Annotated in this window: 22 protein-coding genes; 18 read left to right on the top strand and 4 right to left on the bottom strand. The window is 59.3% G+C overall.

The window, feature by feature from the left end:
* Positions 1–140: 140 nt before the first annotated feature.
* From queE to nadC, 18 genes are all read left to right on the top strand, one after another.
* The gene (queE, locus tag ACN9MZ_RS16450) at positions 141–773 is read left to right on the top strand and encodes a 7-carboxy-7-deazaguanine synthase (RefSeq protein ID WP_426338057.1); all 633 of its coding nucleotides are present in this window, start codon (positions 141–143) and stop codon (positions 771–773) included.
* A gap of 3 nt (positions 774–776) precedes the next feature.
* Entirely contained in the window at positions 777–1220 is a 444-nt protein-coding gene (gene queD, locus ACN9MZ_RS16445; RefSeq protein WP_426338056.1) for a 6-carboxytetrahydropterin synthase QueD, read from the top strand.
* Positions 1183–1680 (top strand): tRNA adenosine(34) deaminase TadA, encoded by a 498-nt coding sequence (gene tadA / locus ACN9MZ_RS16440; protein ID WP_426338055.1) that lies wholly within the window; start codon positions 1183–1185, stop codon positions 1678–1680. Before queD ends, tadA begins: the two co-directional genes overlap by 38 nt.
* Before the next feature lie 40 nt (positions 1681–1720).
* Complete coding sequence (locus tag ACN9MZ_RS16435) at positions 1721–2617, top strand: alpha/beta fold hydrolase (protein ID WP_426338054.1); 897 nt, start codon at positions 1721–1723, stop codon at positions 2615–2617.
* Positions 2614–3519 carry a muramoyltetrapeptide carboxypeptidase gene (ldcA, locus tag ACN9MZ_RS16430; protein WP_426338053.1) on the top strand — a complete coding sequence of 302 codons (906 nt, stop codon included), beginning with the start codon at positions 2614–2616 and terminating at the stop codon, positions 3517–3519. The genes ACN9MZ_RS16435 and ldcA overlap by 4 nt, the downstream gene beginning before the upstream one ends.
* Positions 3516–4787: an NAD(P)/FAD-dependent oxidoreductase gene (locus ACN9MZ_RS16425; protein ID WP_426338052.1), complete on the top strand. Its 1272-nt coding sequence runs from the start codon at positions 3516–3518 to the stop codon at positions 4785–4787. The genes ldcA and ACN9MZ_RS16425 overlap by 4 nt, the downstream gene beginning before the upstream one ends.
* A gap of 97 nt (positions 4788–4884) precedes the next feature.
* Positions 4885–5469: a type VI secretion system Vgr family protein gene (locus tag ACN9MZ_RS16420; RefSeq protein ID WP_426338051.1), complete on the top strand. Its 585-nt coding sequence runs from the start codon at positions 4885–4887 to the stop codon at positions 5467–5469.
* Between the two features lie 41 nt (positions 5470–5510).
* A protein-coding gene (locus ACN9MZ_RS16415) for an IS3 family transposase (protein ID WP_426338050.1) occupies positions 5511–6760 on the top strand; the annotation gives its coding sequence in 2 pieces (ribosomal slippage) (positions 5511–5796 and positions 5796–6760; 1251 coding nt in all).
* Between the two features lie 18 nt (positions 6761–6778).
* The gene (locus ACN9MZ_RS16410; protein ID WP_426338049.1) at positions 6779–8740 is read left to right on the top strand and encodes a type VI secretion system Vgr family protein; all 1962 of its coding nucleotides are present in this window, start codon (positions 6779–6781) and stop codon (positions 8738–8740) included.
* Entirely contained in the window at positions 8683–9633 is a 951-nt protein-coding gene (locus ACN9MZ_RS16405; RefSeq protein WP_426338048.1) for a DUF4123 domain-containing protein, read from the top strand. The genes ACN9MZ_RS16410 and ACN9MZ_RS16405 overlap by 58 nt, the downstream gene beginning before the upstream one ends.
* 208 nt (positions 9634–9841) lie before the next feature.
* Positions 9842–10159 carry a hypothetical protein gene (locus ACN9MZ_RS16400; protein WP_426338047.1) on the top strand — a complete coding sequence of 106 codons (318 nt, stop codon included), beginning with the start codon at positions 9842–9844 and terminating at the stop codon, positions 10157–10159.
* 117 nt (positions 10160–10276) lie between these two features.
* Positions 10277–10756, top strand: a complete 480-nt coding sequence (locus ACN9MZ_RS16395; RefSeq protein WP_426338046.1) for a hypothetical protein — start codon at positions 10277–10279, stop codon at positions 10754–10756.
* Positions 10746–12860 (top strand): T6SS phospholipase effector Tle1-like catalytic domain-containing protein, encoded by a 2115-nt coding sequence (locus tag ACN9MZ_RS16390; protein WP_426338045.1) that lies wholly within the window; start codon positions 10746–10748, stop codon positions 12858–12860. Before ACN9MZ_RS16395 ends, ACN9MZ_RS16390 begins: the two co-directional genes overlap by 11 nt.
* A 23-nt stretch (positions 12861–12883) precedes the next feature.
* Positions 12884–13150 (top strand): PAAR domain-containing protein, encoded by a 267-nt coding sequence (locus ACN9MZ_RS16385; RefSeq protein ID WP_426338044.1) that lies wholly within the window; start codon positions 12884–12886, stop codon positions 13148–13150.
* A gap of 4 nt (positions 13151–13154) precedes the next feature.
* Positions 13155–14522 (top strand): hypothetical protein, encoded by a 1368-nt coding sequence (locus ACN9MZ_RS16380; RefSeq protein WP_426338043.1) that lies wholly within the window; start codon positions 13155–13157, stop codon positions 14520–14522.
* Between the two features lie 147 nt (positions 14523–14669).
* Positions 14670–16271 carry an ABC-F family ATPase gene (locus ACN9MZ_RS16375; RefSeq protein WP_426338042.1) on the top strand — a complete coding sequence of 534 codons (1602 nt, stop codon included), beginning with the start codon at positions 14670–14672 and terminating at the stop codon, positions 16269–16271.
* Positions 16272–16273: 2 nt separating this feature from the next.
* Positions 16274–17404 carry a quinolinate synthase NadA gene (gene nadA, locus ACN9MZ_RS16370; RefSeq protein ID WP_426342916.1) on the top strand — a complete coding sequence of 377 codons (1131 nt, stop codon included), beginning with the start codon at positions 16274–16276 and terminating at the stop codon, positions 17402–17404.
* A complete protein-coding gene (gene nadC, locus ACN9MZ_RS16365) occupies positions 17401–18267 on the top strand; it encodes a carboxylating nicotinate-nucleotide diphosphorylase (protein WP_426338041.1) in 867 nt (288 codons plus the stop codon). Before nadA ends, nadC begins: the two co-directional genes overlap by 4 nt.
* Here the strand turns inward: nadC and ACN9MZ_RS16360 are convergent.
* The 4 genes from ACN9MZ_RS16360 to ACN9MZ_RS16345 all read right to left on the bottom strand — a co-directional run bounded on the left by ACN9MZ_RS16360 (position 18243) and on the right by ACN9MZ_RS16345 (position 22077).
* Positions 18243–18563, bottom strand: a complete 321-nt coding sequence (locus tag ACN9MZ_RS16360; RefSeq protein WP_426338040.1) for a protease inhibitor I42 family protein — start codon at positions 18561–18563, stop codon at positions 18243–18245. The genes nadC and ACN9MZ_RS16360 overlap by 25 nt on opposite strands.
* A gap of 13 nt (positions 18564–18576) precedes the next feature.
* Positions 18577–19029 carry a hypothetical protein gene (locus tag ACN9MZ_RS16355; protein WP_426338039.1) on the bottom strand — a complete coding sequence of 151 codons (453 nt, stop codon included), beginning with the start codon at positions 19027–19029 and terminating at the stop codon, positions 18577–18579.
* Positions 19030–19053: 24 nt separating this feature from the next.
* The gene (locus tag ACN9MZ_RS16350; protein ID WP_426338038.1) at positions 19054–20160 is read right to left on the bottom strand and encodes a C1 family peptidase; all 1107 of its coding nucleotides are present in this window, start codon (positions 20158–20160) and stop codon (positions 19054–19056) included.
* 213 nt (positions 20161–20373) lie between these two features.
* Positions 20374–22077: an MFS transporter gene (locus ACN9MZ_RS16345; protein ID WP_426338037.1), complete on the bottom strand. Its 1704-nt coding sequence runs from the start codon at positions 22075–22077 to the stop codon at positions 20374–20376.
* Between the last annotated feature and the right edge of the window lie 163 nt (positions 22078–22240).

Genomic DNA, 22240 nt, shown 5'->3' with positions numbered 1-22240 from the left:
GCGGCGGCCCTGTTTGTTGTTCACTGCGTCGGGAATTTGATTGTGCCGCTGCCGCAAGGGATAAATGTTGATGAAGCGCAAAGCCGTTTCGTTTTGTGAAACGCGCTATAATGTAGGGTTGCCGACCACTGGATTCACCCGTGACATATAGCATCAAGGAAATTTTCTACACCCTGCAGGGCGAAGGGGCCCATGCCGGGCGGCCCGCCGTATTCTGCCGCTTTTCCGGCTGCAACCTGTGGACGGGTCGTGAGCAGGACCGCGCCAGCGCCGTTTGCCAGTTCTGCGATACCGACTTCGTGGGCACCGATGGCGAACGCGGTGGCAAATTTGCCACGCCGCAGGCGCTGGCGCAGGAAATCGACAGCCTGTGGCCGCCCGGCCGTGGGCACAAGTATGTGGTGTTTACCGGCGGCGAACCGTTGCTGCAGCTTGATGCGCCGCTGATCGATGCGATGCATGCGGCGGGCTTTACCATCGCCATCGAGACCAACGGCACCGTCGAAGTGCCGGCCGGCGTGGACTGGATCTGCGTCAGCCCGAAGATGGGCTCGAAGCTGGTGGTTAGCAAAGGCAATGAAATCAAGGTCGTGATCCCGCAGAAGGACCAGGACCTGGCCGCGTATGAAGGCCTGGATTTCGAGAATTTCTTCGTGCAGCCGATGGATGGCCCGCTGGCGGCCTTCAATACCGCGCTGGCGATCGAGACCTGCAAGCGCAATCCGAAGTGGAAACTGAGCCTGCAAACCCATAAACTGTTGAACATCCCTTAAGCAATGCTGACTATCACCCGCAAGCTGGAATTCGATGCTGGCCATCGCATTCCTGACCACAAGAGCCAGTGCCGCAACCTGCACGGCCACCGCTATACTCTGGAAATCACCCTGACCGGCAAGGTGATCGACGCCGAAGGCAATTCCGACAACGGCATGATCATGGACTTCTCCGACGTCAAGACCATCGCCAAGGAACACTTGGTCGATGTGTGGGACCACGCCTTCCTGGTGTACGAGAAGGATGCCGCGGTGAAGGATTTCCTGTCCTCGCTGCCCAACCACAAGACCGTGGTGATCGACCGCATCCCGACGGTGGAAAACCTGGCTGCGGTAGCCTGGAACATCCTGAAGGCCGCTTTCAAGGACCGCTACGGTACCGGCCTGCACTTGCACAAGCTGGTGCTGCATGAAACCCCGAACTGCTGGGCTGAAATTGTCGAATGAGCTGTACATGCGCGAGGCGCTGCTGGAAGCGCGTCGCGCCTGGGCGGAAGGCGAGGTGCCGGTGGGCGCTGTCGTGGTCAAGGATGGGGTGGTGATCGGGCGCGGCTATAACCAGCCGATCGGCCGCCACGACCCGACCGCCCATGCCGAAATCATGGCGATGCGCGCGGCTGCCGAAGCGCTGGGCAACTATCGGCTGCCCGGCTGTGAACTGTATGTCACGCTGGAGCCTTGCGTGATGTGCTCCGGCGCCATGATGCATGCGCGCCTGTCGCGCATTGTCTATGGCGCCACCGATCCCAAGACCGGCGCCTGTGGCTCGGTGGTCAATGTTTTCGAGAGCGGGCAGCTGAATCACCATGCCGAGGTGGAAGGCGGCATGCTGGCCGAGGATTGTGGCCAGGTGCTGAGAGACTTCTTCGCCGAACGGCGCGCCGTGCGCAAAAACAACGTCGCTTGAGCGCGCGCCACGCGCCGCTGTTGCGGTGCTATGCTGAACCATGGCCAGCGTTGATATAAACGGTATTACGATTACCTACGAGTCGAGCGGCGACCCGGCCGGGCCGGCCGTGCTGTTGAACATGGGGCTCGCGCTGCAACTGATTTCCTGGCCTTGTGAATTCGTCGAAGGACTGATGCAGCGCGGCTTCCACGTGATCCGCTACGACAACCGCGATGCTGGCCTTTCTTCCCACTTTGACCATATGGGTGCGCCCAACCTCTGGCTGGCCTACCTGCGCCACATCTTCGGCTGGCGCCAGCGCGCACCCTATACCCTGAACGACATGGCTGGCGATGCGGTGGGGCTGCTTGATGCGCTCGGCGTCGCGGCCGCGCATGTTGTCGGGGTGTCGATGGGCGGCATGGTGTCGCAGATCATGGCGGCGCGCTATCCGACGCGCACGCTGAGCCTGACCTCCATCATGTCGAGCAGTGGCCGTCCCGGCTTGCCGGGGCCGACGCCGGCAGCGCGCCGCATCCTGCTGCGGCGCACGCCAAGCGCCCACCACAGGGCGCGCGTGGTGGAGCAGATGGTCGATACTTTCCGCACTATTGGCAGTCCGGCCTTTCCCATGCCGGACGACTTGCTGCGCCAGATGGCCGGTGCAGCGGTGGCGCGCAATGTAAGCGGCGACGGGGTGGCGCGGCAGCTGGTAGCAATCGCCGCTTCGGGCGATCGCAGTGCGCTGCTGCGCAAGATCCGCTGTCCTGCGCTGGTGATCCATGGCGATGCCGATCCGCTGGTGCCTTGCGCTTGCGGCATCGACACGGCGCGCCAGATCCCGGGCGCGCGGCTGGAGCTGATCGAAGGCATGGGGCACGATATGCCGCCCGCCCTGGTTGGCAGGCTGCCAACCTTGCTTGATCAACACCTGAGGGGTAATATGGCCGGGTGAAAAATACCGGAATTGCCATCGCCGCACCTGGCGGCTACGCCCTCGATGACGCCGCGCTGGCACGCGGCATTGCCCGCCTTGAAGCGCAGGGCTGCATCGTCCACAACTATTACGACGCCGAGCGCAAATTCCAGCGTTTTGCTGCCACCGACGACGGCCGCCTGGCGCAGCTCAATGCCGCTGCGGCGGATCCGGATTGCCAGATCGTGATCATGCTGCGCGGCCAATACGGCATCAGCCGCATCCTGCAGCGCGTCGATTTCCGCAGGATGGCCGACAGCGGCAAGCTGTTTAGCGGCTACAGCGATGTCACGGCCTTCCATATGGGCTTGTACCAGGCCACTGGCCGGATCAGTTTTGCCGGGCCGATGATGTGCGATGACTTCATCCGCGAAGAGCCTGTCGAATACACGCTGCGGCAGTTCTGGGATTGCCTGCGCGGTCCGACCCACCAGGTGCGCGGCACGGCAGTCGGCAATCCGCAGGTCGATGTCCAGGGTACGCTGTGGGGGGGGAACCTGGCGATGGTCAATCATCTGGTCGGGACGCCGTTCTGGCCGCAGATCGAGGGCGGCATCCTGTTCCTGGAAGATATCGCCGAACATCCGTATCGCGTAGAGCGCATGCTGCTGCAGTTGCATTACGCGGGCGTGCTGGAGCGCCAGAAGGCGATCGTGCTGGGCGACTTTTCCGGCTATAAGTTGGGAGCACACGATAATGGCTATGATTTCGAAGCGATGCTGGCCTTCATTCGTGGCCTGCTGCCATTACCGGTGCTGACCGGACTGCCGTTTGGTCATGTGAAGGAGCGCTGCACCTTGCCGTTTGGCGCGCAAGCTCGCCTTGTGACCGATATCGACGGCTTCGACCTGACTGTAAGCGGATATCCGACCTTGCCATGACCGGCGCGGAGAGCTACTACCGCGCCACAGCGCCGGGAGAATGCTACGCCCCCTTGTCCGGCAGCCATCGGGCGCGCGTCTGCATTATCGGCGCGGGCTTCGCGGGCCTGGCCACCGCAATGTCGCTGATGGAACATGGCGAGCGCGATGTCGTGCTGCTGGAGGCCGAATCCGTCGGTCACGGTGCATCCGGCCGCAACGGCGGTTTTGTATTTGGCGGCTATTCGCTCGACGAGCAAGCCTTGCTAGCGACGGTCGGCGCGGAGCAGGGCAGGCGGCTTTACCAGCTAACGCTTGGCGCCGTCGACCAGATCCGGCGCCGAATCACGCGATACGGGATCGAATGTGATGCGACGCACGGCGGCATCTATCTTGCGAACTGGTTCGACGACCCGCGCGTGTTGGACGAACGCCAGCGCTTCATGCAGGAACATCTTGGCGTGGAATGGCAGCGCATCTCGCGCGCCGATTTTGCCGAGCGCGCCCGCAGCCAACGCTATTTCGGCGCCCTGTATGAAGAAAATGCCTTTCATTTCCATCCTTTGAAGTATGCGCAGGGCCTGGCAAGGGCGCTGCATGCTGGCGGTGTTCGCCTGCATGAAGGTAGCCGCGCGACCGCAATTGAAGCACGCAGCAACGGTGGCTGGCGCGTCGCCACCGATGCCGGCGAAGTGCTGGCCGATGAAGTGGTTGTCTGTTGCGGTGGTTATATCGAACGCCTTTATCCGGCGCTGGCCGGCGCGATTCTGCCAATTGCCACTTATGTCATGGTGACAGAGCCGTTGGGCGCGCGCATGCCGCAGGCGCTTGCCACCGACGCTGCCATCTACGATACGCGTTTCGCCTTCGATTACTACCGCCCATTGCGGGACAGCCGCATGCTGTGGGGCGGGCGGATCTCGGTGCGCTCGCGCAGCCCGGAGGATGTGGGGCGCCTCCTGTATGCCGACATGCTGAAAGTCTATCCGCAACTGGAGGGTACCAGGGTCGAATACGCCTGGAGTGGATTGATGAGCTATGGTCGCCACAAAATGCCGCAGCTTGGCAAACTGCCCAATGGGGTCTGGTATGGCATGGGGTTCGGTGGCCATGGCGTCGGCCCAACTTCGCTGGCGGGCGACGTGCTGTCGGCCGCCCTGATGGGTGAACTGTCCCAGGTCGAGCAGTTTGGCGCCTGGGGCTTACCCACTACCGCCGGCCCCGCCGGCCTGCTGGCAGCCCAATTGACCTACTGGTACTACGAGCTGCGTGATTGGATGCGTCAGTAATACATTTCAGGCGTCCAGACCCCGCGCACTGTTGAATTCAAACATTAGTTGCCAATGATAAAATAGTTGCTTCAAATGCAAATGGTTGGGGTCATGGATGAAAAATGCGCAAGTTCTGCTTGGCGTATCGCAGCAAGGCAGGTTACTTAAACTTGACACGTCCCTGGGTACCGATGTGCTGCTGCCCCACCGCGTCGTCGGAGAGGACCGCTTAGGGCAAGGTTATACCTTTACGCTCGACGCCTTGTCTTTGCAGGATGACATTGAGCTGAAACGGTTGATCGCTCAGCCAATCACGCTTTGGATCAGGCAGGCAAGCTCGATCGAATATCTTCCGGTCCACGGCTACGTGCAGCAAGCCTCCATGCTAGGACACGACGGCCAATTCACGGTTTATCAGCTGGTGTTTTCATCATGGTTGCATTTCCTGCGGTTCCGGCAGGATGCACGCATCTGGCAGGACAAGACTACCGACGACATTATCAGCGACGTATTCAACCAGCATCCGCAGGCGGGCGGCCGCTTCCGCTTTGACCTGGCCGAACCCGCCCAGTCGCGTTCCTACTGCACGCAGTATGAGAGCGACTGGAATTTCGTCATGCGCCTGATGGAAAGCGAGGGCTGGTACTGCTACCACGAGCAGGAACAGGATGGCTCCAACTATAGTGGTCCCCGAGTTTGAGACGGTGGTTTAAGCTGTCGTCCGTGAAAGGATGATAGCAAATGAGTGAAGGTAAAAAACGAAGGGTGCACACCGCAGAATTCAAGGCTAAGGTTGGCCTGGAAGCTGTGCGCGGCGTGAAGACGGTGACGGAGATCGCGCAGGAGTATGGCGTGCACCCTGTGCTGGTAGGTCAGTGGAAAAAGGAAATTCTGGAAAACGCTGGCGCCTTGTTTGACGTTAAACGCGGCCCCAAGCCGGTCGACGAGAGCAGCCCGGAAGATAAGCTCTACAGCGAGATCGGCAAGTTGAAGATGCAGGTGGATTGGCTTAAAAAAAAGCTAGGCGAATGAGCCCGTCGGAGCGGTCGCAGTGGATCGAGCAAGGCGATGACATGCCGTTGGCAATGCAATGCGAACTGGCAAGCGTGCCACGCTCCTCGGTCTACCGGCGACTGGAAGCAGCGGCCCGACAACAGTGCTTGGACGAAGAAGAGCTGGAACTACGCGCCTTGATCGACCGGGAATATACCAACCGGCCGTTTTATGGCAGCCGACGCATGGTGGTGTTTTTACGAGCCCAAGGTCACTGCGTGAACCGCAAGCGCGTGCAACGACTGATGCGCGACATGGGACTGGCGGGAATGGCGCCGGGCCCGGCGACGAGCAAACCGAATCCAGGGCACAAAGTCTATCCGTACCTGCTGCGGGGCGTTCCGGTGATACGGCCAAATCAAGTGTGGTCGACAGACATCACGTACATTCGGCTGGCGCGAGGCTTTGCATATCTGGTGGCGATCATCGACTGGTATAGCCGCAAGGTGCTGTCCTGGCGCATCAGCAACAGCATGGACGCCTCGTTCTGCGTGGACTGCCTGGAGGACGCATTGCGGCACCACGGAAGGCCTGAAGTGTTTAACAGCGACCAGGGCTCGCAGTTCACCAGCAGCGCCTTCACAGACGTGCTCAAACGCGAAGGTGTGGCGATCAGCATGGATGGGCGCGGACGGGCATTGGACAACATCTTCGTGGAACGCCTGTGGCGCAACGTGAAATATGAGGATGTGTACTTGAAGGGCTACGCCAATATGGCCGAGCTTACGGTGGGACTGGCGCAATACTTCGCTTTCTACAACACCGAGCGACCGCATCAGGCATTGGAATACGAGACGCCAAACCGCGTCTACAGCGCGGGAAATGGCGGCGGTGCGCTAATCGTCGACAAGTTCGGCGACACGGATCTAGAGCAGGAAAAAGTGCGTAGGACGGGGCAGCGCCGACCAGCTGCAGAAGTTGAAATGGGCACAGCTTAAATTAACCGGCTGAGTGTCTTGACTGACGGGTCCACTTTAAACCACACCTTGGTGATTACCGATTCCGTGTCCCAACTGAAGCCGTTGGTGCCGGGAGAGATCCGATTCCATCGCGGGGCTAAGAGCGATGAGATCAACAAGGTCACCCATTGGGGCGGCCAGCGCAGGTTACAGAGCCGGCAGCTCTCAACTGTCACCTACGACTACAAAGCCCCCAGCAATAGCAAGGCCACAAATACCTATACCCAGCCTGGCCTTGGCGCGGTGCCGGATCAACTGGAGGTCTACGAATATACCGGACCCTATACCTACCTAGAGCGCGAACGGGGCGATACCTTGGCCAAGATCAAGGTCGAGGCCTGGGAATCCCAAGCCAAGCGCTATTTCGCCTGGTCGAGCGTACCTGCCCTGGCTGCGGGCGTAGGGCGCTGGTTCAGCCTGGCCGACCACGCCGATCATGACAGTGATGAGGAAGAAGGCCGGCAATTCATGGTCATCCGCCTGCAATGGTATATCGAGAACAATCTGCCGTTCTCGACCACAGTCAATCACTACCCCGGTAGCCTGGAAAGCAGGATTGCCGATGCCAAGCGCCAGACTGCCGCCAGCGACAAGGTCTTGAACGAACAGAGCGGCTATTTTGTCAATAGCATCGAGGTTCAGCGCCGGAGTGTTGAATACCGCAGCCCGCTGGTGCACGCCAAGCCCGAGATGCACCCACAGATTGCGGTGGTTGTGGGCCCTGAAAGTGAAGAAATCTATACTGACGCTCTCAACCGGGTAAAGATCAAGTTTCCCTGGAACCGTTTGAATCCGGGCGACGAAAAGGCCTCGTGCTGGGTCAGGGTCAGCTATCCTAATGCGGGGCAGGGCTACGGCGCACTGCACGTCCCGCGCATCAAGATGGAAGTGATCGTGACCTTCCTGGGTGGAGATCCGGATCGTCCGATCATTACCGGCCGCGTGTATAACACCGAACAAGCACCCGACTGGCACACCGACGGCAAGCTGTCCGGCTATAAATCAAAGGAATACAAGGGTAGTGGATTTACGCAGTTGGTGATGGATGACAACACCAACCAGAACCGCGTTCAACTTTATAGCACCAATACCAATGCACAGCTGAACCTCGGCTACCTGGTCGGGCAGCAAGGTAACAAGCGCGGCCCATTCTACGGTTCGGGCTTTGCACTCAATACCGACGCGTTCGGCGCTGTCACAGCTAGCCAGGGCCTGTACCTCGGCACCTTCGGCCGACCTGGCTCGCAACTGGACGTGCGGGAAGCGGAGCAGCAACTGGAAACCAGCCAGAACCTGGCGAAATCGCTTTCGGAAACCAGCATCAAGGGCAATGCCGAAGCCCTCGACGCCCAGGAATCGCTGCAGAAGTTTGCCGAGGCAACCAAGGACAACTATAAGGGTGATGGACAGCAGCAAGCCAATCGCTTCAAAGAGCCGATCTTGCTGGCAGCGGCCAAGGCTGGCATTGGCTTGACGACGCCCAAGAGCACGCACATCCACAGCGGTGAAGACATAACAATGTCGTCGGGGAAGGACAGCAACCTGGCTGTCGGAAAGAGCTTCGTCGCCAGCATCAAGGAAAAGCTCAGTCTGTTTGCCTACAACGGTGGCATGAAATTCTTTGCCGCCAAAGGCAAGGTCGAGATTCAGGCGCAAAGCGACAACCTCGACATCATTGCGGAGAGAGTACTGCGCCTGATGTCCACGACCGAGAACATCGAGATTTGGGCAAAGAACGAAATCACGATTGGCGCGGGCGGATCGGCGATCAAGATCAATGGATCTGGCATCACCGATATGACCAGCGGCCAGCGGATTATCCATCAAAGTGAGTTCAGCCTGACCTCCGCGAAGGCCATGCCTTTCACCATGCCGACGCTTCCCAAAGCGATCTGCCTTGAATGCCTGATGAAGCGCGCGACGTCACGCTCCGCCTTTATGAACAAGGGAACGCAATAAAGATCATGAAAGAATTTTTGGATCATTGGGGAACTCTCCCTGATGCCGCAGTATTGCACCTGTACGCCATTGTCGATTCGGCCCAGGATGCAAGCCTGCTGGCTGCGCTTCACAAGGCGACACCCGAAACGCACAGCCAATGCTTGCTGCCTGACGCGCAGGGGCCGGAGTTGAGCAAGGCAGCCCCCCATCTGGTGGCCTTGCCACCGTTCGCGGCAGAATTGGATGCCTGGCAACTCATCGCACGTCGCGCTGCTGCGAATCCGGCCAGTGTCACCGTGATCGCCAGCCCCCTTCAGTTTTCGCGGCTTCATGCCCAACTTGCTGCGTTTACAGAGGTTGTGCTGCCCGATGGGGATGAAATGCACTTTGCATTTTGGGATCCGGTCATCCTCGGCACTTTGGTCGGACAGAAAAGCGATAGTACATTGCATGTGCCTGGCCCCGTGATGTCGGCGCGGCAGATCAGCAAATTGTTGATGGGAATTCAGGCATGGTGGTACTGGGGACGCGATGGAAAGCAGCATCAAATAGAAGATCAGGCGCGACAGAGCGACGCCGACTACGTCACCCTGCCGCTCAAGCTGATTCCAATTCAGTTGGAGATGTTGATCGAGGCAAGCGTACCCGACAATTTGGTGGGGTACATGAAACAGAATCAGCCGCTGCTATTGCATGGGATGCCAGAACTTGAGCAGTATTTAGGGGTGAAGCGACATTTGCTGTCAGCTCGGAGACTAAATTTGCGAGGCATGCAAGACCTCATCAACTACATCTGCGCGGAATTCATCTACGGCAAGCAAATGCGGAATGATCGCGTCATCGTGGAACTGCTGGACAAAGTGAAGTCCGGCGAAATCACACTGGCAAAGGCGCTGGAGCAGTTCCCATGAGAATGACGACACGCCGCAAAATCCTTAGAGGTCTAGCGGGTGGGGCGCTGCTTTATCCATTCTCCGCCAGTTGCAACGGAGCCTTACGTTCCACGAAGACCAAGCAAAAGTTGCCTCAAACGGTCTGCGTTGAATGCTTAAGGAAGCGAGCAATTTCACGCTCAGCCTTTGTAAACAGGGGAACGCGATGATGCACGTGGGAGATTTTATGGCGCGTTGGCAGGTACCTGTTCAAGCCAGTAAAGCGGCGCCCCATCTGTCGAAACATGACAGCGGCTTCGGTGGTTCGCTTGAAAAAGTGAAAGTTGGCGACAATGCTCCCGACGGTACCCCTCGCAATGGTGAAACTGCAACTGTTAAGAACGTTCTGACAATGAATAAAGATCTGGTCCCAGCAGAGTCCCGGTACCTCGGGGTTCATATCTATCCTGATGATTCGGCAGAGCTGACTTTTTCAAAATACATCCCTGAGCGTACTTCTCGTGGAGAGAGCATCCTCGCTGAGGTCCTAAAGAATGCACGTTAAATTCATTATCAACTCCAACTTGCCGAGCAATGGCAGTGGTCGTCAGTTTCGCGACGGCCACCCACGAAGAAGAAGTGACCATTTGCTATATCGGACAGGGAAAAAGGGGCACTATCCATGAGTGTGAATACTCGCCGCAAATTTTTCGGGAGCCTTGCAGGAGCAGCGCTGCTGTATCCGTTTGTTGCCAGTTGTAAAGGGAATCTATTTATGAGTAATGAAATTGTGCTGAGCGTTGTGTTGTTCAGCTATGTGGACCGGCCGATCTTTGATGTGCTCCTGAACGGCAGCGACATCGGTGCGGCAATCGCTTACGGCGGCGGCGGCGGCATCATGACCGGTGAAACAATTCCATTTGGCCCGCAAAAGCTGAGTTGGTGCCTGGGTGGCCCCGAGGGAATGCCACGCAACGGCGACACTGTGATCGCCAAGAATGCCCTGACCATCAGCAGGCACCAGGTTCCGCCAAATTCCCGCTATCTAGGGGTGCATATTTATCCCGACGATACAGCGGAATTTACTTTTTCGCAATACATCCCGGAGGTGAGCCCTCGCGGCGAAACAATTCTGGCGGAGGTTCGTAAGCGTGGAAGATAAGAATGAACAATTGCAGGCTGCGCAAGCTTGCAATCGCGATGTGCCAGAGTGCGAGTCGACTGCAAAACAGGACTGCTCCGATGTCGTTCATCTGAGCCTGTTTTTTGACGGCACTGGCAACAACAAGGACGTCGACGAAAAGCCAAAGAAGTGGAGCAACGTGGCGCGCATGTGGCTTTCGGCGACGTTAGCCGCACAGGCGCTCGAGGGGAAAGAAAATATTCATGCCATTTACATTTCCGGCGTTGGAACGCCATTTAATGGGACGGCAACGGGTTGGCTGGATAAGGCTGGAGCTTCCGTGCAGGATATGGCATTCGGCAATGCGGGGGGCGGCGGCGGTACGCGTCGCACAGAATTCGGACAAAGTAATGTCAATGATGCCCTGCGTCAGGTGCTATTAAACAATGCCAGCAAGTTGGGTGGCGTCGCCAAAGCTTATGTAGACAAAAGCAAAGACAAGAGCTTTGCAGAATTAAGCGTGGCATTGGATGGCCATCGTCTGATCAAAGTCATCAATATTTCGATTTTCGGTTTCTCGCGCGGAGCCGCATTGGCGCGCGCCTTCTCAAACGACTTTATCAAGCTTTGCAAGAAGGACCGGCAGGGGCAATTGACTTACAAGAAAATTCCGGTCCGCCTCCAATTCATGGGGCTGTTCGACACTGTGGCGTCGTTTGGCGCGCCTTCCGCGAATATGGATGGGTTTTTTTCCGAGAAGAATCTCATCGTTCCCAGCCAGAGCGAACGTTGCGTGCACTATGTGGCCGCCCATGAATTGCGTTTTTCTTTTCCGGTAGACTTGATCCGTCAGAAAGGCCAGCTGCATTCCAACTGGACCGAGACCGTTTATCCCGGCGTGCACTCTGACGTAGGAGGCGGCTACTTGCCACTTGCAACTGATGGTGGCAATGACGACTCGGCCAATCAGGGCATCACTAACAACTTGGCCCGAATTCCGATGCGCGACATGATGAGTGAGGCAGTTAAGTCCGGGGTGCGTATACACTCTTTCAGCGACATTGAGAAAATCAATAAGCCCTTGTTTACCAGGCGCTTTGCGATCGAGCCTAAAACCCAGGAGCTGTATAACAACTATATGGCCAGCGTGGCGCCGAACGGCAGCATTGAACAGGTTATAGCCGCGCACATGAAGGCCTTGTATTCAGCATATGGGACCATGACCCGCAAAGGTATCAAGACCGCAGACGTGGTGCAAAAAGAGAGTTCGTTAGGAAATCGACTCATAGGCCACGACAGCATGGCGCGCGAAGCGGAACTATTGCTCAACCCAGGCAAAGCCATTGTGCACGACGTCAAGACTGTTTCACCGATAAAGGCAGCCACGAGGACTGTGCGCTTCATCGGCGAAAACTACGGGCAAGTAGTTGATCCTGAAGCATGGCGCTTGGAGGCGTGGAAGGCCACAGCCAACGATCATGTGGTGAGCTTTGTTAAAAACCTGGTGCATGACTCCAAGTCCGGTTTCCTCATGAGCATCGAGCCGTTCAGTTATTTCCGTCCACGCGGCATGACAGAGTCGAGCCACAACGTTCTGGCCCAAGGCTTGCAGTGGCTGGACAAGAGTCTGGATGCGGCCAAGGAGGGTGTCATCAAGGTTTACCACACGGCTCAAGGGGTCGTGGTCGAAACCTGGAACAAGGGCGTGCTCATTGCTACTCGGACCTACAAGGTCGGCGAGAAATTCGTTATCGACACCGTACATGCCGGAGAAAAATACGCTGTCGAAGTCTACCAGACCAGCAAGGAGGTCGTGATCTCCACTGTTGAAACCGGTCAGCGAATAATCGTTTCCTCCATCAACACTGTGCAAAAGAAAGCCACCGAACTGGCGGACGCCACCGAAAGAAAAGCCACGGAACTGGCCGACGCCGCTGGAAAAAAATCGACCGAGCTGATGAACGCCGCAGAAAAGAAGTCGACTGAACTCATGCACGCAGCCCAGAAAGGCGCATCCGATATGGCGCACCAGGTAAGCGAAGGGACCAAGCAGGTTTCGGAAACTGTCGGCAACACCATTGATGCGGGCATGTCGGCGGTGGAAAACGGTTGGAAGGCGTCCAAGGCCGCTTTGGGCTTTTAATGCGTTCAATCGAAGACTGACTGATGGCTCTCCCTATTATTCGCCTTGGCGATAAGAACACGCAAAACGGCGTTGTGATCAGTGCGTCACTCACCCATACCATTCTCGGGAAAGGTATCGCGCGGGTTGGTGATATGGTCAATTGTCCGAAATCGGGGCACGGCACCAATCAAATCGTCGAAGGTTCGCCGACTTTTACTATTGATGGCCGCCAGGTGGCTTTACATGGGCATCGCAGCGCTTGCGGCTGCGCCTTGATTGCCAGCCTGTCGACCGCTTCACAAGCTTAATATTTTGAAATTGAGTGCATTTTTTACGTCCCCCAATCCTGTCGTGCGCGCCGGCGCCTGGCTGCTGACGTTTCTTCTCCTGGCGCTGTTCTGGGTCATGTTGCTGCGCTTTATGTCGCTCGATGGCGTCTTCAGCTCGCTCGGCAAGGCAGGTCTCGGCGATACCCAGGCGATCATGGTAATCACGCTGCTGCCACCGCTCGCGACAGCCTTTTTGTGTTGGACTGGCCTGCGTGCGCTTAGGTCCGGCGATCCAGCGCCTGCCACGGCAGATGCTAAACTGGCGCCCGTAGCCGTTCCTGCTCCGGCGGTAGACCCATCTGAACCACTGAGCATCGCCGCCTGGAGCGCAATAACGCCATTGGGCGACGCAGGCGCGACGCTGTCCCGCTGCCTGGCTGGCGAAAAAGCGTTCAAGCCGGACAGCGCAATCCGGAACGAGGAGGGGCACCCAGTCCATGCCGCGACAATCCAGGATCTGCCGCTTGAGGCCTTGGGTTTCCCGTTAGCAACGCGTTCTCGTGGCGAGCGTGTGCCGGCAATGCTGGTGACCGTGCTTGACTCCTTGTTCAACCAGCAAGAAAAGCTGGCTCGCTCGTCTGTGTCGACCAAGGTCTATCTGCTGCAGCCGGAAGCGTTGCCGTCGGAAGTGACTCTGCAGGGTTTTGCGATGGCCTGGGCGCACTCATCTTGGCGTCATTCGAAATATGAATTGCATTTATTGCCCGCAGCGACCTCCGATGCCTATGTGACGGTCAATTCACTGGCGCCGCATCTGGTGGCTGGCAGGGGGCAGCATGCTTTGCTGCTGGCGGCAGACAGCCTGGTGGATCCGGATGAATTGCGCGTTCCCGTGGCACTGCAAGAGGTGTTTTCCAATTCGGTGCCTGAAGGGTTTGTGCCAGCCGAGGGCGGGGCGGGTCTGATGCTGGTGGGCGGCGCGTACGCCAGGGAATGGAATCTTGTCGGCACCTGCTCAATCGGCGCCGCGCAGGCGCAGCAACGTGCCGCCGACCGCGGAGCAGCGGGGAAAGCCAATTGCAGTACGCTGCCGGATAGTATGACAGCCGCAATGGTTGCAGCACGGGCACCAGCGGGAGAAATCGGCATGGTCGTCAGCGACACCGATCATCGTCTGTCCGGCAGTGTTGAAGTAATCCGGGCCATGGAACAGGTTTTGCCTGAGCTGGACGTGTTGTCCCGAAGATTGGCGCCGATGGCCTTAGCGGGGAGTTTTGGCGCCGCATCAGATCTGATTCATCTTGCGTTGGCCGCCGAGGCGGCATCGGCCAACGGGCAGCCGTCGCTGGCAGTCAATGTCAGTCATGTGCGCAAGACGGGCGCCGTGGTCATTACGCCAAGTATTGCTTGAGCTTCAGCAGCTCTTTCCTGGGGCGAATTGGTTTCGTTGCAATTCGCGCCCGGACGTAGTGCATCCGCCGTAGCCGGCTCCCGCTAGGCGGCCATAGGCAGCGCGGGGTATAATGCCCGATTCGCTTTTTCTCACCATTTTCCCAGCATGCTTTCTACCGCAAACATCACCATGCAGTTCGGCGCCAAGCCGCTGTTCGAGAACATTTCCGTCAAGTTTGGCGACGGTAACCGCTACGGCCTGATCGGAGCGAACGGCTGCGGCAAGTCGACCTTCATGAAAATCCTCGGCGGCGACCTCGAGCCGTCCGCCGGCAACGTGAGCCTGGACGCCAACGAGCGCCTGGGCAAGCTGCGCCAGGACCAGTTCGCGTACGAAGAAATGCGCGTGCTGGACGTGGTCATGATGGGCCACACCGAGATGTGGGAAGCGATGAGCAAGCGCGACGCCATCTACGCCAACCCGGAAGCGACCGACGACGACTACATGGAAGCGGCCGAACTGGAAGGCAAGGTCGCCGAATATGACGGCTACACCGCCGAAGCGCGCGCCGGCGAACTGCTGATGGGCGCCGGCATCGACATCAGCCTGCACCAGGGCCCGATGAGCGCCGTGGCGCCGGGCTGGAAGCTGCGTGTGCTGCTGGCGCAGGCCCTGTTCTCCAATCCGCACATCCTGCTGCTGGACGAACCGACCAACAACCTGGACATCAACACCATCCGCTGGCTGGAAGACACCCTGAACCAGCGCGATTCGACGATGATCATCATTTCCCACGATCGTCACTTCCTGAACCAGGTCTGCACCCACGTGGCCGACATGGACTACGGCACCCTGAAGATCTATCCGGGCAACTACGACGAATACATGCTGGCCTCGACCCAGGCCCGCAACCAGCAGCTGGCCAACAACGCCAAGGCAAAAGAGAAAGTCGCCGAGCTGCAGGACTTCGTGCGTCGCTTCTCGGCCAACAAGTCCAAGGCCCGCCAGGCCACCTCGCGCGCCAAAATGATCGACAAGATCAAGATCGAGGACATCAAGCCATCGTCGCGCGCCTATCCGTTCGTGCGCTTCGACGGCGAGAAAAAGCTGCACCGCCTGGCCGTGGAAACCCAGGGCATCTCGAAGACCTACGACCGCACCCTGTTCAAGAACGTCGACCTGATGGTCGAAGCGGGCGAACGCATTGCGATCATCGGCGCCAACGGCGCCGGCAAGACCACCATGCTGCGCTGCATCGGCGGCAAGGACATCACGGGCCTGGACAGCGATACCGGCCTGGTGAAATGGGCGGAAAACGCCAACGTCGGCTACATGCCGCAGGATCCGACCGAGGAATTCGCTGCCGACATCAACCTGACCGACTGGATGGGCCAGTGGACCAAGGAAGGCGACGACGACCAGGCCGTGCGCTCCTCGCTGGGCCGCCTGCTGTTCGGCGGCGACGAAGTCAAGAAATCGGTCAAGGTCCTGTCGGGTGGCGAAAAAGGTCGTATGATGTATGGCAAGCTGATGCTGGGCCGACACAATGTCCTGCTGCTGGACGAGCCGACCAACCACATGGACATGGAATCGATCGAGTCGCTCAACATCGCCCTGGAAAAGTACGCCGGTACCCTGATCTTCGTGTCGCACGACCGCGAGTTCGTTTCCTCGCTGGCCACCCGTATCATCGAGATCAAGGAAAACGAAGTCGTGGACTTCCGCGGCGGCTATGAGGAATATCTGAAGAGCCAAGGCATCGAGTAATGATTGAAACTCCGATCAAGACTGTCGAATTCGAGAAGCCAGTCGAAGGCGGCAGCTGCGTGGCCCATGCGTGGGCCCGCACCCCGGCACCCGTGCCGGCCAATGAAAAGATCCTGCTGAAGGAACGCATCAAGACCCTGCTGCGCGAGCGTAACGCCGTGCTGGTGGCCCACTACTACGTGGACGCCGACCTGCAGGACCTGGCCGAGGAAACCGGCGGCTGCGTTTCCGACTCGCTGGAAATGGCGCGCTTCGGGCGCGACCACCCGGCCAAGACCCTGGTGGTGGCCGGCGTCAAGTTCATGGGCGAGACCTCCAAGATCCTCAGCCCGGAAAAGACCGTGCTGATGCCGGACCTGGACGCGACCTGTTCGCTGGACCTGGGCTGTCCACCGGAAGAGTTCATGGCCTTCTGCGACCAGCATCCGGACCGCACCGTAGTGGTGTACGCCAACACCAGCGCCGCCGTGAAGGCGCGCGCCGACTGGATGGTCACGTCCTCGATCGGCCTGGACATCGTCAAGCACCTGCACGAGCAGGGCAAGAAGATCCTGTGGGCACCGGACAAGCACCTCGGTTCCTACATCCAGAAGCAGACCGGCGCCGACATGCTGCTGTGGCAGGGCTCCTGCCTCGTGCATGACGAGTTCAAGGGCGTGGAGCTGGACCTGCTGAAGGCCGAGCACCCGCATGCGAAAGTGCTGGTGCATCCGGAATCGCCGGCCGGCGTGGTCGAGCAGGCCGACGTGGTGGGTTCCACCTCGCAGCTGATTGCGGCTGCTGTCAGCCTGCCGAACACCGAATTCATTGTCGCCACCGACAACGGCATCCTGCACAAGATGCGCATGGCGGCGCCGGGCAAGACCTTCATCGAAGCGCCAACCGCCGGCAACAGCGCCACCTGCAAGAGCTGCGCGCACTGCCCATGGATGGCGATGAACGGCCTGCGCAACCTGGCCGATGTGCTGGAGAACATGAATAACGAAATCCACGTCGATCCCGAAGTCGGCAAGCTGGCCCAGCGTTCGATCAACCGCATGCTCGATTTCGCGGCGGCCAAGAAAGCCAAGGTCGCCCCAGGTGCAGACCTGGCGAAAGAAGCGCAACTGTTCCAAGGTATCGGTCCGGCATGAGTACCCTGAAAAATAGATTCGCACCGTTTGACGATGCGTTGGCGGGCGCGTACGAGCGCAACCTGCTGGCGGCCCTGATGGAAGATATCGGCACTGGCGACCTGACCGGCAAGCTGGTGCCGGAAGAGGGCCGTGCTACCGCGCGCGTGATCGTGCGGGAAGAGGCCGTCCTGTGCGGCGCACCCTGGTTCGAAGGCGTGATGGAAGCGCTGGATCCGTCCATCGGCATCGACTGGCATTACGCTGAAGGCGACCTGATGGCCGCCGACACGCCTGTCTGCACCATCGTCGGCCCGGCCCGCGCCATCCTGACTGCGGAGCGCTCGGCGCTGAATTTCATGCAGCTGATGTCCGGCGTTGCGACTGCCACCCGCCGCTTTGTCGACGTGATCGCCGGCACCACCGCGGCCATCCTCGATACCCGCAAGACGATTCCGGGCATGCGCCTGGCGCAGAAATATGCGGTGCGCGTGGGCGGCGGCCAGAACCAGCGCCTGGCCTTGTACGACGGCATCCTGATCAAGGAAAACCATATCGCGGCTGCAGGCGGCATCACGGCTGCGCTGGCGGCGGCCAAGCGCCTGGATGCGAAAGTCACCATCCAGGTTGAAGTGGAAACGCTGGAACAACTGGAAGAAGCCTTGTCTGCCGGCGCGGTCTCCATCCTGCTCGACAACTTCAACCTCGACATGATGCGCGCGGCCGTGCAACTGAACGGCGGGCGTGCGCTGCTGGAAGCTTCCGGCGGCGTCAATTTCGACACGGTGCGCGCCATCGCCGAAACCGGCGTACACCGCATTTCCATCGGCGCCTTGACGAAAGACATCAAGGCCACCGATTACTCGCTGCGCATTATCGGCTGAACCTGCAGGGTCAAGGGAAAGCGGGCGATGATGCCGCGCTCGCCTTCCCAGTCGCGCCAGTGTTTCAGGCAGATGTCGTGCCGGCCCACGCGGTCGGCGCGTGCGCGGAACTCGTGGATGCCGGCACCGCCGGGCACACCGGCTGGACCGCTGCCGCTATCCTCCCAGGCCAGTCCGCCGGTCTGTTCGACGGCCCAGCGGTATCCCGTGCTTGCGTTTTCCTTCAGGCGCACGATCAGCAGCTCGCCCTCGGCGAGGATGACGCTGCTGCCGGCCTGCGCTTCATCCACCTGCATCACGCTCTCCTGCTCACCAGACGTACATTTCGTGAATCATGCCATCGGCTTCGTCGCGGTAGTTGACCTGGCGCTCGCGGTCGCGCGCATGGGCAGACAGTATGGCCAGGCCGGTGGTCGCCGTTTCGCTGGCGTTGGACAGCTTCTTCCAGCCGATGCCGGACACGCCAACCCAGGCGTTGCGGTCTTCGGCGATGGTCCACAGTGCGGTGAAGCGTTTGTCATTTTGCCACGCTGTCACCGCGCCCACTGCGGTGCCGGCAGCCTGCGCCGGCAGGGCAGGGGAGCTCTGCCGTGCCAACAGCTCGAGGCCGATAGTGGGCGCGGGCGGGCTTTGCAGGAAAAGCGCCGTCGCGCCATCGCCGTCGGTTAGCATGGTTGCCGGGCTCATGCTTGGTGCGTCGTACGCCACGACGCCGGAGGCCTGGGCGCCGCCAGGTGTCATTGTCGGTTGTGATTCGGTCATGATGTTCTCCGGAATTCCTGCGGTTCAGAATACATAAGCTTGCTTGATCACGTTGTCCACTTCGTAGAAGTTGACAGCGCGGCCAGATGCTTTGGCTGCAATCAAGTCGGTCAGCATGTCGTAGAAAATGGCATCGGTTTCGTTGGAAATCTTGCGCCATCCGAGTCCCTGGAAATAGGCCCAGGCATTGCGCTGCTGGTCGATGGCCCACAGGCCGGTGACGCGCGCATTGTTCTGCCAGCCGGTGTTTTGAATGGCGTCCACGCCGTGGTTGCGCCAGCTGTCAATCGCGCACTCGCCGTAGGCAATATTGAAGAAGCCGGCATCGCCCCAGGCATTGCCCCAGCTGTTCTTGCAAATCCAATAGCCTGGATTGTCGTTATAGCCGACGATGGAAACGCAATGGCCGCCGGCCTGGGCCCCCGTCACATGACGGTAGATCCCGCTCTTGTAGCTGAAGAAGTCGTTGTAGACCACGAAGCAGGCGCTGACCGGGCCCTTGGTGGCGATCCACTCCTTCATCTGTGCCGGGTTGTTGGTCAACGCCGTATAGCCGGTAATGCGCGTCAGTCGCTCGGCCGCATTGCCGCACAGGTTGCCTTCACGGTGATTCAGGTCATAGGGGTAGCAGGCTTCGTCGACCACGCCTTGCTTGAAGGCGTCAAACGCGTACTCCGGCCACCAGCCGGTATCGCAGTTGTAGCCCGCCGCCTTGGCATACACGAAGAACAGGTGCGCTTCGCTCAGGTTGATGCTCAGCGCCGGGTTGTTGCGCTGGACGCGCAGGCGTCCTTCCACGGTTGCGATGGTGCCGAATGCCACGCAGGAGCCGCAATTGCCCTGGTCGGTGACATCGGTGACGAAGTTCTTCCCGCCCACATTGCGCAAGTCGTAAGCGCTTGGGGCGGCAATGTTCTCGGCTGCGCGGGCGCGCAATGCTTCCCGGTTCTGCTGGCTGCGTGCTGCCACCTGGTCGATCGACGCCTCGCCGGGCGGCGGCTTGACGCCCAGGCGCAGTTGCTGCTCGTCGGGCAGCAGTACGGACATGGTGGTCACTCCAGCCTCCCAAGGATCGCCTTCTTTTGCCAATGCATCCTTGATCTGCTGGAGGGAAATGGTTTCAATAGTCATGGCCTTCTCCTGATGAAGCTGATGGGATTTGCTGCTTGCTCTACCCTGTGCATACGGGGCCATGGGAGCAGCTTGAGTATAGGAGGCGGTCGCTATTTCAAGTCCCTTGAATGCGCGCGGTTTGCGGTATCTCAAAGCGGCGGCGCCTTGTGCGGTCGCCGCCGCAATGAAAAAGGCCGCCCGAAGGCGGCCTGGACTGAACGCGCTGGCGGCTCAGTCTTGTGCGTAGATGTTGTTGTCCTTGGTCTCACGGATGAACAGGGCGCCAATCACCAGGGTTGCCAGTGCGATCACGATCGGATACCACAGGCCGTAGTAGATATCGCCCTTGAACGCCACCAGTGCAAAAGCAGTGGTGGGCAGCAGGCCGCCGAACCAGCCGTTGCCGATATGGTATGGCAGCGACATCGAGGTGTAGCGGATACGGGTTGGGAACAGCTCCACCAGCATGGCTGCGATCGGGCCATACACCATGGTCACGTAAATCACCAGCACCCACAGGATCAGCACCATCATCGGCTTGTTGATCTGCGCCGGGTCGGCCTTGGCCGGATAGCCTGCCGCCTTCACGGTTTCAGCCACGGACTTTTTCAGCTCGCCTTCCTTCTTCTTCGAATCGGCATTGAAGTTGAGGCCGTCGGCGGTCATGGTCGCGTTGAAGGACTGGACCTCCTTGTCGCCGACCTTGATCACGGCCACGCTGCCGGCAGGCGCATCCTGGCGGGTATAGGCGACGGAAGCTTTCGACAGCATCGACGTGGCGATGTCGCAGGACGACGGGAATTTCTTCTCGCCGGTTGCGTTGAACTGGAAGTGGCACGATGCAGGATCAGCCACCACGACCACCGGCGAGTTCTTGATCGCCGATTCCAGCTGCGGGTTGCCGTAGTGGGTCAGGGCGCCGAACAGCGGGAAGTAGGTTGCTGCTGCGATCAGGCAGCCGCCCAGGATGATCCACTTGCGGCCGATCTTGTCGGACAGGTTGCCGAAGAAGATGAAGAACGGCGTTGCCAGGATCAGCGCAATGGCGATCAGGATATTGGCAGTCGCGATATCCATCTTGAGCGTCTGGATCATGAAGAACAGCGCGTAGAACTGGCCGGTGTACCACACCACCGCCTGGCCCATGGTCAGGCCGAGCAGCGCCAGGATCACGATCTTCAGGTTCTTCCACTGGCCGAAGGCTTCGCTCAGCGGCGCCTTCGAGGTCTTGCCTTCCGCCTTCATCTTGGCGAAAGCAGGGGACTCGTTCATCGACAGGCGGATCCAGACCGAGATGCCCAGCAGTGCCACGGAGACCAAGAACGGAATGCGCCAGCCCCAGGACTCAAACTCTTCCAGCGGCATCGAATTGCGGCAGGCCAGGATCACCAGCAGCGACAGGAAGAAGCCCAGCGTAGCCGTGGTCTGGATCCAGGCCGTGAACAGGCCGCGCTTGCCGTGCGGCGCATGTTCCGCGACATAGGTTGCCGCGCCGCCGTACTCGCCGCCCAGCGCCAGGCCTTGCAGCAGGCGCAGTGCAACCAGGATGATGGGCGCCGCGATGCCGATGCTGGCGTAGCTCGGCAGCAGGCCCACGATGAAGGTGGACAAGCCCATGATCAGGATGGTGACCAGGAAAGTGTATTTACGGCCGATCATGTCGCCCAGGCGGCCGAACACGATGGCGCCGAATGGGCGCACAATGAAGCCGGCCGCGAAGGCCAGCAGCGCGAAAATGAAGGAGGTGGTCGGGTCGCCGACGAAGAACTGCTTGGCGATGATCGATGCCAGCGAACCGTAAAGATAAAAGTCGTACCATTCAAACACGGTACCGAGCGAAGAGGCGAAGATGACCTTCTTCTCTTCCTTGGTCATCGGTGCGGCCTTGCCGCCGCCCACGCTCCGCCCGTCGGCGGTGCCAGAACTAATTGCCATGATGCTTGTCTCCAGATTAATAGTTAGTGTTTCAAATGCTTCAACGGCAGGATGGAGTCTGGACCTCTATTCTTACAGCATTCTTTCTTGAAACTTACACAAAACTTACAACGACGATAATTTAGCGAACGACCGTGCTAAACCTGTGCTATGCTGGTTCGAA

Origin of the sequence: Pseudoduganella sp. S-14 (genome assembly GCF_049913285.1) — a bacterium.
Lineage (GTDB): Bacteria > Pseudomonadota > Gammaproteobacteria > Burkholderiales > Burkholderiaceae_D > Rugamonas.
Note: the sequence above shows the minus strand (reverse complement) of the source record. Positions and strands in the feature narration are given on the sequence as shown.

Bases quoted from the DNA above. Each gene is read 5' to 3' on its own strand.
- queD (WP_426338056.1), top strand. From the start codon at position 777: ATGCTGACTATCACCCGCAAGCTGGAATTCGATGCTGGCCATCGCATT.
- tadA (WP_426338055.1), top strand. From the start codon at position 1,183: ATGAAACCCCGAACTGCTGGGCTGAAATTGTCGAATGAGCTGTACATG.
- ACN9MZ_RS16435 (WP_426338054.1), top strand. From the start codon at position 1,721: ATGGCCAGCGTTGATATAAACGGTATTACGATTACCTACGAGTCGAGC.
- ACN9MZ_RS16425 (WP_426338052.1), top strand. From the start codon at position 3,516: ATGACCGGCGCGGAGAGCTACTACCGCGCCACAGCGCCGGGAGAATGC.
- ACN9MZ_RS16420 (WP_426338051.1), top strand. From the start codon at position 4,885: ATGAAAAATGCGCAAGTTCTGCTTGGCGTATCGCAGCAAGGCAGGTTA.
- ACN9MZ_RS16405 (WP_426338048.1), top strand. From the start codon at position 8,683: ATGCCTGATGAAGCGCGCGACGTCACGCTCCGCCTTTATGAACAAGGG.
- ACN9MZ_RS16400 (WP_426338047.1), top strand. From the start codon at position 9,842: ATGGCGCGTTGGCAGGTACCTGTTCAAGCCAGTAAAGCGGCGCCCCAT.
- ACN9MZ_RS16395 (WP_426338046.1), top strand. From the start codon at position 10,277: ATGAGTGTGAATACTCGCCGCAAATTTTTCGGGAGCCTTGCAGGAGCA.
- ACN9MZ_RS16385 (WP_426338044.1), top strand. From the start codon at position 12,884: ATGGCTCTCCCTATTATTCGCCTTGGCGATAAGAACACGCAAAACGGC.
- ACN9MZ_RS16375 (WP_426338042.1), top strand. From the start codon at position 14,670: ATGCTTTCTACCGCAAACATCACCATGCAGTTCGGCGCCAAGCCGCTG.
- nadC (WP_426338041.1), top strand. From the start codon at position 17,401: ATGAGTACCCTGAAAAATAGATTCGCACCGTTTGACGATGCGTTGGCG.
- ACN9MZ_RS16360 (WP_426338040.1), bottom strand. From the start codon at position 18,563: ATGCAGGTGGATGAAGCGCAGGCCGGCAGCAGCGTCATCCTCGCCGAG.
- ACN9MZ_RS16355 (WP_426338039.1), bottom strand. From the start codon at position 19,029: ATGACCGAATCACAACCGACAATGACACCTGGCGGCGCCCAGGCCTCC.
- ACN9MZ_RS16350 (WP_426338038.1), bottom strand. From the start codon at position 20,160: ATGACTATTGAAACCATTTCCCTCCAGCAGATCAAGGATGCATTGGCA.
- ACN9MZ_RS16345 (WP_426338037.1), bottom strand. From the start codon at position 22,077: ATGGCAATTAGTTCTGGCACCGCCGACGGGCGGAGCGTGGGCGGCGGC.